This window comes from Ectopseudomonas oleovorans (assembly GCF_003052605.1).
Taxonomy (GTDB): domain Bacteria; phylum Pseudomonadota; class Gammaproteobacteria; order Pseudomonadales; family Pseudomonadaceae; genus Aquipseudomonas; species Aquipseudomonas oleovorans_A.
The window spans coordinates 1-10,264 of sequence record NZ_QASO01000004.1 but is presented as its reverse complement, the minus strand read 5'-3'; the positions used below and the strand labels follow the sequence as shown (position 1 = coordinate 10,264).

Here is a 10,264-nt window from a genome sequence, read left to right as displayed (position 1 = left end):
CAGGGTGAACAGGTAGCTGCCGTCCGGGTTGACCAGCAGGGTAAACACCGGTGCGCCGCCCTCGCCGGCCGTGGCCGTCAGGGTGCTGCCGTCGGCCGAGACGGCGTAAAACAGCTCGACGTTGCCCGAGGTCAGGCCCAGGTCCTGCAGGCCGATCAGCGCACCCGGGGCGGTGCTCAGCTGGAAGCCGCCGCGGCCGTCGGCGCCGAAGTTGACCAGGGCGTCCAGCGCCCCGACATCGCCTTCGACCGTCAAGGTCTGATCGCCGCCTTCGGCGTTGCCGTTGTCCAACGCGTCTTCATGCACCAGGCCGCCCACGATGGGCCGTTCGCCCGGGGCGCCGACCAGTACCGGCACGTCGTCCTCGATATCGATGACGAAGCTGCCGGCGTCGAAGCCATCAGCCAGCGGGTCGCCGTCACCGTCGGTGGCCACCAGCAGGCCGGAGAAATCCAGCGCCAGGCTGTTGTCGCCCAGGGTTTCCGCGTCGATGCCATCGGCCTCCGGATGATCCAGCGGGCCCTGCAGGGTGAACAGGTAGCTGCCGTCCGGGTTGACCACCAGGGTGAACACCGGGTTACCACCCGCCGTGGCAATCAAGGTCGTGCCGTCGGCGGAAACCGAATAGGCCAGCGCCACACCGCCCGAGGTCAGGCCCAGGGCGATCAGGCTGTCGAGCGCTTCGGCGCTGCCGCTGAGGGAGAAACTGCCGCGCCCATCGGCGCCGAAATTGACCAGCGCATCCAGGGTGCCGGGCCCGCCGCTGAGCGTCAGGGTCTGGCCGCCTTCGGCATTGCCATTGTCCAACGCGTCTTCATGCACCAGGCCGCCAACGCTCGGGCGTTCGCCCGGTACGCCTTGCAGTTCCGGGGTGTCGTCGTCGACGCCCAGCGTCAGGCTGCCGGCAGCGGTGTTGCCGGCGCCGTCGGTGATGCTGTAGCCAAACAGGAAGAACAGGTCGTTCTCGTCGCTGCCGCCAGGTTCCGGTGCGGCATGGTCAAGCGGGGCGAACAGGCTGAACTCGTAGGTGCCAGCCGCCAGATCGGTGAGCTGCAGGGTGAATACCAGCGTGTCGCCGGCAAAGGCGCTGAGGGTCAAACCATCGGCGCTGACGCTGTAAGTCAGCGAAACGCCCTGCGAGCTGATTCCCAGCGCCGCCAGCCCTTCGCTGCTCCAGGCGAAGCTGCCGATGCCATTGGGGCCGAAGCTGTAGCCCAGGGTGCCGATGACCACCGTGTCTTCGCCGGCCAGATCGTTTGGACCACCGGCAATACCACCCGGCAGCCCCTCTTCATCGACTGCATTGCTGGCTTCGCCGCCGCTGGGAAAACCCTCTGGCCCAGCCGGCAGCGGGATATCCGGATCGACGATCGGCTCGGCATCGGGGAATTCGGGGCCGGTGCTGAGCCCTTCGGTAGGGAAACCTATCACTGGGTCGAGTGCGCCGCCGACCTCGCCGAGCAGCACGAAGGAGTGGCCACCACCGACGCCGCCCGCACCACCACCCGCACCCGGTCCGGCGGCGGTAGCTTCACCTTCGAGGGTCGGGTCGACGCCGGCCTCGATCGCCGCCTGCAGTCGCTCGACATCGGTCAGGTCGCTGTCGCTGGGAACGGGGGGCGGCGCATCGGCCGTCGGGGCCTGTGAGGTGGGGCTGGAGGCAAGCATCTGCGCGTCGAGCGTCATGCTGCTATCGCGCCCAAGGGTCAGTTGCTGGCCGTTGGTCATGGCAATGGCCACCGCGCCCGCGGCGCCGGTTACCAGTTGCTCGCCCGCGTAGACCCGATCCCCTTCGCTGATCGGCCGGCGCGATCCGTCGCTCGCTACCGCGAACACTTCGCCGACAACCTGACTGACGACACCAATAAGAGTAGCCATGATTCCATCCTCACTACAGCTGCCGACCACCGCCGACACGTACCTACCGAAAGGGCCAGAACACCTTTTCGTAGCCGAGGAGAAAACCAAGACAGCTGATTGAAATGGAACGGCGCAAAATCCCAAAAACGCTACTGACAAAAAAATGTCACTACAGCCTGCGTCGAACTACTCCATCAGATGAATCCCCGCCCTTTTGATGCCTGACAACCCAATTGAGCTGCGCATCCACGGAAAATGAGGACTTGCGCAGCTCACAGGTTGAAACAATGTGCTGCTTTTCGCAGAGTTCATAAGATTTTTTCTGAATATAGGTTGTGAAAAAAACATCTTAGGTTCTCCAAAAGTTGTTCTTAGCTCTGATGTTACAAGCCTGAAACGGTTTCACAGGCAAAAACGCCATTTTTATGGCGACAGGATAAGAACTTCAGTCAGGAGAAACGCCAATGCGCACCTTAACCCCGCTATGGAGCGCCATGCTTTTGGCGACTGTTTGCAGTCAGGCGCAAGCCATGAATCTCTCGGAAGCGATTCAGAGCACGCTGGATAATCACCCCGAAATCCACGCTGCCGCCAATAGCCGACTCTCATCGGATGAAGATGTGAAATTCGCCAAGGGCGGCTACCTGCCCACCGTTGACCTGCTGGTCGGTTACGGCCGGGAGCGTACGGACAGCCCCAGCACACGGGCACTTGGCAATCACAACAAGGAAACCCTGAACTACCGCGATGCCGAGCTGCGCCTACGGCAGATGCTGTTCGACGGCTTCAATACGCCCAACGAAGTCGCGCGCACCCAGGCAGTGGTCAACTCCCGCGCCTACCGCCTGCTCGGTACGTCCGAAAGCCTGGCCCTGCGCACCGTCGAGGTGTACCTCGATGTGCTGATGCGCCGCGAGATGGTCACGCTGGCGCGCAACAACCTGCAGGCACACCAACGCATCAACGATCAGATCGGCTTGCGCAGCCGCCAGGGCGTTGGCAGCACCGCCGACCTCGACCAATCCGAGGCCCGTCTGGCCCTGGCGCAGAACAACCTGTACACCGAAGAGGTCAACCTGGCCGATGCCGAAGCCAACTTCTTCAGCGCCGTGGGGCGTTTGCCGGATCAGTTGGAGACACCCTCCTCGGTCAAGGGCAACATGCCGGCCGATTTGCTCGCCGCCCGCCAGACCGTGATGGACAACAACCCCTTCCTGAAGTCGGCACAGTCGGACGTAAATGCTGCCGAGAAGCAGTACGAGGTGGCCAAGTCGCCCTTCTACCCACGCTTCGACCTGGAGTTGGCCACTAATGCCAACGACAACGTGCAGGGTGACGAGGGGCACTACAACACCTGGCGAGCCGCCGTTGTGATGAACTACAACCTGTTCAACGGCATGCGCGACAAGGCCCGCCTGCAATCGGCCGCGCACCAGATCAACGAGTCGATGGACATCCGCAACAACGCGCTGCGCGTGCTTAACGAAAACCTCTCGCTGGCCTGGAACGCCATGGAGAACGCGCGCCTGCAAACCCCCAAAGCCCGTGACTACGCTGACTACACCTCACGGGTTCGCGAGGCCTACCAGCAGCAGTTCAGCCTGGGGCAACGCACCCTGCTCGACCTGCTCGACAGCGAAAACGAACTGTTCACTGCCAACCGCCGCTACACCGAGGTTCGCTACGGCGAAGAGTTCTCGATGTACCGCGTCGTCGCGGCCATGGGTGATCTGCTACGCCAGCAACAGGTCGTAGTCCCGGCGGAAGCTGTAGCCCTCACCGAAGTGAAGAGCGAAGCACGCTTGCCGGAAATGAAGTAGTACCGACCCGAGACCCCGCGTGAACACGCGGGGTCAACGTGCGGCAAAGGTCTGAACAGGTCTGAGGAGTAGTAGAAATTGACCACCATGGAACGGCCAGGGCCGACCAGTGATCCGCGGCTCAGTCACGACGATCCGCTGCTGGATGGTTTATTGATCCTCTGTCGGCTACACGGCTGCTCGGCCAGCCGTGGCACCCTCAGTGCCGGCCTGCCCATGCCGGAGCAACGCATGAGCCCCGACCTGCTGCCGCGTGCTGCGGCCCGGGCCGGGCTGCAGGGGCGTCTGCTACAGCGCGAGCTTGCCAGCATTTCCGCCCTCAACCTGCCAGTCCTGCTGCTGCTCAAGGACGGTCGCTGTGCGGTCCTGCGCCAGTGGGGGCCGAAACAGCAGGCGCAGATTCTGCCCTGCGAAACGGATGGCGGCGAGCAATGGGTCAGCCGCGAACAACTGGCCACCGAGTACAGTGGCCGGGCCTTTTTTGCCCGCCCTCGACATCAGCTGGAAGAAGCCCGCACACCGCTGGTGCCACGCATCGAAGCCTGGTTTCGCGACACCCTCAAGCTGTCGCGCTGGCTCTACACCGATGCCGTCCTGGCCAGCCTGCTGATCAACCTGCTGGGCCTGATGGTGCCGCTGTTCGTGATGCAGACCTACGACCGTGTAGTACCCAACCAGGCGACCGCAACGCTCTGGGTGTTGGCCATCGGACTGTTTATCGGCACCGGTTTCGAACTGCTGCTCAAGGTGCTGCGCGCGCACCTGCTCGACACGGCAGGCAAGAAGACCGACGTGGTGCTGTCGGCCACCTTGTTCGAGCGCATCACCGGCATGTCGATGAAGGCGCGGCCGGCCAGCGGCGGCGGCTTCGCCCAGAGCATCCACGACTTCCAGGGGCTGCGCGATTTCCTCACCGCAGTGACGCTGACCAGCCTGATCGATCTGCCCTTCTCCCTGCTGATGCTGCTGGTGATCGGACTGATCGGCGGCCCGCTGGTGTTCATCCCGCTGTTGGCCTTCCCCATCACCGCGCTGTTCGCCTACATCATTCAGGCACGCCTGCGCGACACCGTGCAAAGAAGCCTGCAGCTTGGCTCGCAACGCCAGGCGCTGCTGATCGAAACCCTCGGTGGCCTGGAGACGCTCAAGGCCTGTGGTGCCGAAAGCGAGCGCCAGCACCAATGGGAGCAAACCCATGGCGCCCTCACCCGCCTGGACGGCCATGCAAAATTCCTCGCCTCGCTGGCCACCAACGGCACCCTGTTCCTGCAGCAGTTCGCCGGCATGGCCACCATAGTCGCGGGGGTCTATCTGATCATCGCCGGCAATCTCAGCGTCGGTGCGCTGGTGGCCTGCTACATGCTCGGCAGCCGCATCCTCGCCCCACTGGGACAGATCGCCGGGCTGATCACCCGCTATCAGCAGGCACGCCTGACCATGACCAGCACCGATGCCCTGATGGCCCTGCCGCAGGAGCGTCAGGACAAGCAGCGCCCGCTGGATCGCACCCAGCTCAAGGGGGCGCTGGAGGTGCGGCAGATCAGTTTCACCTACCCGGGCCAGAGCGCACCGGCGCTGAACAACGTCAGCCTGCGCCTGGGCGCTGGCGAGCGCCTCGGCATCATCGGTCGCAGCGGTTCGGGCAAGAGCACCCTGGCGCGACTGCTGATGGCCTTCTACAGCGCCGACGAAGGGCAGATCCTGCTCGACAACCTCGACCTGCGCCAACTCGACGTCGCCGACCTGCGCCATCAGATCGGCTACGTCGCCCACGACCTGCCACTGCTGGCTGGCAGCCTGCGCGACAACCTGACCCTCGGCGCCCGTTACATCAGCGACGCACGCATGCTCGAAGTCGCCGAGCTGACTGGCGTGGTGGACCTGGCGCGCCAGCATCCGCAAGGCTTCGACCGCCCGGTAGGCGAACGCGGCCAACTGCTCTCCGGCGGCCAGCGCCAGGCCGTACTGCTGGCCCGCGCACTGTTGCTCGACCCGCCAATCCTGGTGCTCGACGAACCCACCAGCGCCATGGACAACACCAGCGAAGACCTGCTGCGCCAGCGCCTGCACAAGTGGGTGCAGGGCAAGACGCTGATCCTCATCACCCACCGTGCCTCCATGCTCAGCCTGGTGGATCGCCTGGCCGTGCTGGACAACGGCCATGTGGTGGCGGACGGGCCGAAGGAAGCGGTGATCGAAGCCTTGCGCAAGGGCCGCGTCGGCCCGGCCAGCCTGTAGGAGCGACGTGCGATGCAAGCGACCCAGAACCTCGGCAACTACTTCAGCAGCCTGCGCGAAAAACGCCAGGACACCGAGTTCATGCCGGAAGTCGAAGGTGCCATTCTGGAAGACTCGCCCTGGCTCAGCCGCGCCACGATCTGGGTGGTCAGCGCCTGCCTGCTGGCGGCACTGGTCTGGGCAAATTTCGCCGTACTGGAAGAGGTCACCACCGGCGAAGGCAAGGCCATCCCGTCGAGCAAGGTGCAGGTGATCCAGAACCTGGAGGGCGGCATCGTCAGTGAGATCTTCGTGCGCGAAGGCCAGGTGGTGGACAAGGGGGACACCCTGCTGCGCCTGGATGACACCCGCTTTCTCTCCAATCGCGGGGAGACCGAAGCGGATCGGCTGGCGCTCATCGCCCGTCTCGAACGACTGAGCGCAGAGGCCGAAGGCCGCGAACCGCAACTGCCCGAAGAAATCACCCGCGACGCGCCACAGCTGGCCGAAGACCAGTTGGCCCTGTATCGCTCGCGCCAGCAACGGCTGCGCAGCGAGCAGCGCACCTTGGGCGAACAACTGCGGCAAAAGGAGCAGGAGCTCGCCGAGTTTCGCTCCAAGGCCCAGCAATACCGTTCCAGCCTCGGCCTGTTGCAGCAGGAGCTGAACATGTCGCAACCCCTGGTGGCCTCGGGCGCCATTTCCGAGGTCGAGGTGTTGCGTCTGCGCCGCAGCGTGGTGGAAGTACGCGGCTCGCTGGAGGCCACCAACCTGGCGATCCCGCGCGCCGAAGCGGCGATGAGCGAGATCAGGAGCAAGATGGAGGAGTCCGAGCTGGCATTTCGCGCCGAGGCCTTCAAGGAGCTCAACGAATTACGCACCGAACTGCAGAAGATCACCGCCACCAGCGTCGCCATTCAGGACAAGGTGACCCGGACCACCGTGACCTCGCCGGTACGCGGCGTAATCAAGCAGCTCAAGGTCAACACCATCGGTGGCGTGGTGCAGCCGGGCAGCGACATGCTGGAAATCGTGCCGCTGGATGACAGCCTGCTGATCGAAGCCAAGGTGCGCCCGCAGGACGTGGCCTTCCTGCATCCTGGGCAGAAAGCCATGGTCAAGTTCACCGCCTACGACTACACCATCTACGGCGGGCTCAAGGCCAACCTCGAGCTGATCAGCGCCGACACCATCACCGACGAGGAAGGCAACAGCTTCTACCTGATCCATGTGCGCACCGACAAAAGCCACCTCGGTGGCGAGGAACACCCACTGTTGATCATCCCCGGCATGGTCGCCACGGTAGACATCATCACCGGCGAGAAGAGCGTACTGGCCTACCTGCTCAAACCCGTGCTCAAGGCCCGCTCGGAAGCCATGCGCGAGCGTTGAACACCTGCCGTGCACGCTGCGTAGCCCCGGATGAAATCCGGGATTGATTGTCGAGCCGTAGAACCTCCCCGGATTGCATTGGGCTACGCGACAGACGCAACACCGTAGGGTGCGCCGTGCGCACCGCGTCAACGCTGGTGGTTGCGGACAAACACTGCTTCGCCCATCGCCGCGATCTGCCCTTCAATCAACGCATCGAAAGGCCTGAGCAACGCAGCGAAGCTCTGCGGCGCCTCGAGCGCATCCAGAGCCGCGACAACCGCCTCGATGGTCGATAGCGCTCCCTCTTCCGGCGCCTTGCGCAGACGGTAGCGCGACGGCGCCACTGCCCCCAGGCTAACACGCGGCAATGCTGCCAGCGACGGATTGAGGTGCAGCAGCTTGCGTGCCTTACGCCAGGTGCCGTCGGGCACGACCAATAGCAGCGGTTTCTCCTTGGGCACGTAGCCTGTCAGGACCACAGCCTCATCGCCGGGAAACAGCAGGCAGGCGCGATAATCAGACTGCGCGAGCAATTGTGGCAGATCATCGAATACCTCACCGACGCGCAGCTCCGCGTTGCGCAAGCCAAGCGCAGCCAGGCGAGCGGTATTGAGGGCGTGACCAACCTCGCTCGGGTGCTGCAGGATAAGCACGCGAGTACGACTCTCGAGGACGGGAATCAGCGGGCAGAGGCAATGGCCAAGCGGGCGCTGGCAGCGGGAGCAGGTCGGACGAGGCATGCCGCGCAGTGTGCCAGAACGCCCTGCCAACGCGTAGTCCGGCTGCAACCCGGAACATCGAAGCATGCCTCGGATGACATCCGGCTACGGTTCAGCGATTGAAACGCTCCGCCAGACTGTGCAGGTAATCGGCCATTTCCTCCAGCTCGCGGCTGATCGCCGCACCCTGATGCGCCTGGCCGGCACTGTGATCGGAAAGCTGGGCGATACGGGTGATCTGCCGGCTGATGTCCTCGGCCACGTGGCTCTGCTCTTCGGAAGCCGCCGCCATCTGCTGGCTCATGCTGGTGATGCGCGTCACTGCAGCGCTGATGCCCTCCAGCGCATCACGTACCGACTCCACGCTCTGCACGCTGCCACGAGAAATTTCCTCGCCCTTGCCCGCCGTCACCACGGCGCGCTCGGCCCCTGCACGCAGATCGGCGATGATCTGGTGAATCTGCTCGGTGGACTGGCGAGTACGCGAAGCCAGTGACCGCACTTCATCGGCCACTACCGCGAAACCACGGCCCTGCTCCCCTGCGCGCGCAGCCTCGATGGCCGCGTTGAGCGCCAGCAGATTGGTCTGCTCGGCAATCGAGGTGATCACATCGGCAACACTGCCGATGGACTGCGTGGAGTTGGCCAGCTCGTTGACCGCCTGACCAATATCGTTGACCGCCTTGGCCATCTGGCGCATGGAGTCAAGGCTGCCTACAGCCAGATCACGCCCCTCACGTGCCAGGCGATCCGCCTCTTCGGCAGCATGCGAGGTGTTCTGCACGTTGTGCGCGACTTCCTGAATGGTCGCTGCCATCTGGTTGATGGCCGTGGCCGATTGATCGGTCTCGGCACGCTGTTGATCGAGCATCTGCGCGCTGGATTGCGACAACTCGGCGGACTGCGTGGCGCGTTTCTTGACGTTCTCGCCAGCATCTTCCAGCCGCGTCAACGCTGTCTGCAAGCGCGCCTCCTCACTGATCATCGCCATATCCAGCAACGCCTGAGCGCCACGGTTGTCGCTGTAGGTCAGCGCCACCAGGCCGCTGGTAAAGGCTTTCGGATGATCCGCCAGGGTGCGGCGAATCAGCTGCCGAGTCCGATATAGCTGGTAGGACCCCAGCGCGAACAGTGTCAGCACGATAAAAGCCATCAGCGGCCAGCCAGAAACCACCCAGTGCGCCGCAACGATCAGCAGCGACGCGGCGATCAGTGGCCAGGAGCGCAACACATCGTAGGTCCAGTGTTCCAGCTTCGGCACCGGTGGTTTGCCGGCCCGCAGACGGGCGTAGAGCGCTTCGGCACGACGTTTCTGGGCCTCGATTGGCAATGAGCGTACCGACTCGTAGCCGGAAATTCGGCCGTTCTCATAGACGGGCGTGACGTAGGCACTGACCCAGTAGAAATCGCCATTCTTCGAGCGGTTCTTGACGATGCCCATCCATGGTGTCCCACATATGGCCGAACACCGCTGGAGGCATATCCGGGTGGCGCACGAGGTTGTGCGGCTGGCCGATCAGCTCCTCGCGGGTGAAGCCGCTGATCTCGACAAAGGCGTCATTGCAGTAGCTGATCTTGCTGTTGAGGTCGGTGGTGGAAATCAGGCGTTCGTCAGCTGGGAAGGTTCTTTCCCGCTGAGTCACGGGCAGGTTATTGCGCATCGAGGCTTCCCTGTTCGAATTGAAGTGGGTGCAGACGTATGAATAAGTACTAGCACAGCCTAATAACCACGCCAGCTAAAGGTTCTAAGCCTTTCGAAGACTCAACAACCACCGACTGAAGTCGGTGGGTTAGTGACTTACGGACTGAAAGTCCGGATACGCGTCGACTGAACGACGCGTCGGATCAGTCAGGCTCCATCCTGAAATTATCGTTCGGGCTCGGCTCAAAATGATGCTCCAGATACTGCTTGATCATCTCTTCCGTCATCTGCCCAACCGTCGCGCAAAAGTACCCGCGAGCCCAAAAATGCTGCCCCCAATAGCGCTTTTTCAGATGGGGAAACTCCTCGAAAAGCTTGCTCGCCGTACGCCCCTTGATCCGCCTCATGATCTCACTCGGCGCCAAATTCGGCGGACTGCTCACCAGAATATGCACGTGATCCTTGCTCACCACACCTTTCACAATCCGAATTTCAAATGCTTCGCACGTCTGTCTCACCAGCTCTCGCACTCGCTCAGCAACCTCACCGCTGAGCACCTTGTATCGGTACTTAGTCACCCAAACAAAGTGATACTCGATCTGGTAGACCGTATGACTGCCGTATCTGTAATC

6 protein-coding genes and 2 pseudogenes are annotated in these 10,264 nt (G+C 63.1%); 3 read left to right on the top strand and 5 right to left on the bottom strand.

The genetic code is table 11. The annotated features are described in order from the left end of the window. A partial coding sequence (locus DBO86_RS00920) for a retention module-containing protein (protein ID WP_146173171.1) occupies window positions 1–1,878 on the bottom strand: 1,878 nt, incomplete at its 3' end. A gap of 446 nt (window positions 1,879–2,324) precedes the next feature. Here DBO86_RS00920 and DBO86_RS00915 point away from each other — a divergent pair. The 3 genes from DBO86_RS00915 (at window position 2,325) to DBO86_RS00905 (ending at window position 7,289) form a co-directional block, all read left to right on the top strand. Further along, complete coding sequence (locus DBO86_RS00915; RefSeq protein WP_074860495.1) at window positions 2,325–3,680, top strand: TolC family outer membrane protein; 1,356 nt, start codon at window positions 2,325–2,327, stop codon at window positions 3,678–3,680. A 78-nt stretch (window positions 3,681–3,758) separates the two neighbouring features. Further along, window positions 3,759–5,918: a type I secretion system permease/ATPase gene (locus tag DBO86_RS00910; protein WP_108232740.1), complete on the top strand. Its 2,160-nt coding sequence runs from the start codon at window positions 3,759–3,761 to the stop codon at window positions 5,916–5,918. 12 nt (window positions 5,919–5,930) lie between these two features. Continuing rightward, window positions 5,931–7,289 carry an HlyD family type I secretion periplasmic adaptor subunit gene (locus DBO86_RS00905; RefSeq protein ID WP_104730013.1) on the top strand — a complete coding sequence of 453 codons (1,359 nt, stop codon included), beginning with the start codon at window positions 5,931–5,933 and terminating at the stop codon, window positions 7,287–7,289. Between the two features lie 128 nt (window positions 7,290–7,417). Here DBO86_RS00905 and DBO86_RS00900 read toward each other — a convergent pair whose 3' ends face one another. The 4 genes and pseudogenes from DBO86_RS00900 to tnpA form a co-directional block, all read right to left on the bottom strand. Beyond that, complete coding sequence (locus tag DBO86_RS00900) at window positions 7,418–8,011, bottom strand: tRNA-uridine aminocarboxypropyltransferase (RefSeq protein ID WP_104730020.1); 594 nt, start codon at window positions 8,009–8,011, stop codon at window positions 7,418–7,420. A 91-nt stretch (window positions 8,012–8,102) separates the two neighbouring features. Further along, window positions 8,103–9,086, bottom strand: a pseudogene (locus DBO86_RS27190) (methyl-accepting chemotaxis protein); the annotation flags it as partial. Window positions 9,087–9,247: 161 nt separating this feature from the next. Then, window positions 9,248–9,651, bottom strand: a pseudogene (locus DBO86_RS27185) (PAS domain-containing protein); the annotation flags it as partial. 184 nt (window positions 9,652–9,835) lie between these two features. Then, window positions 9,836–10,264, bottom strand: a 429-nt coding sequence (gene tnpA, locus DBO86_RS00890) for an IS200/IS605 family transposase (RefSeq protein WP_146173169.1), incomplete at its 5' end; no start/stop codon positions are given.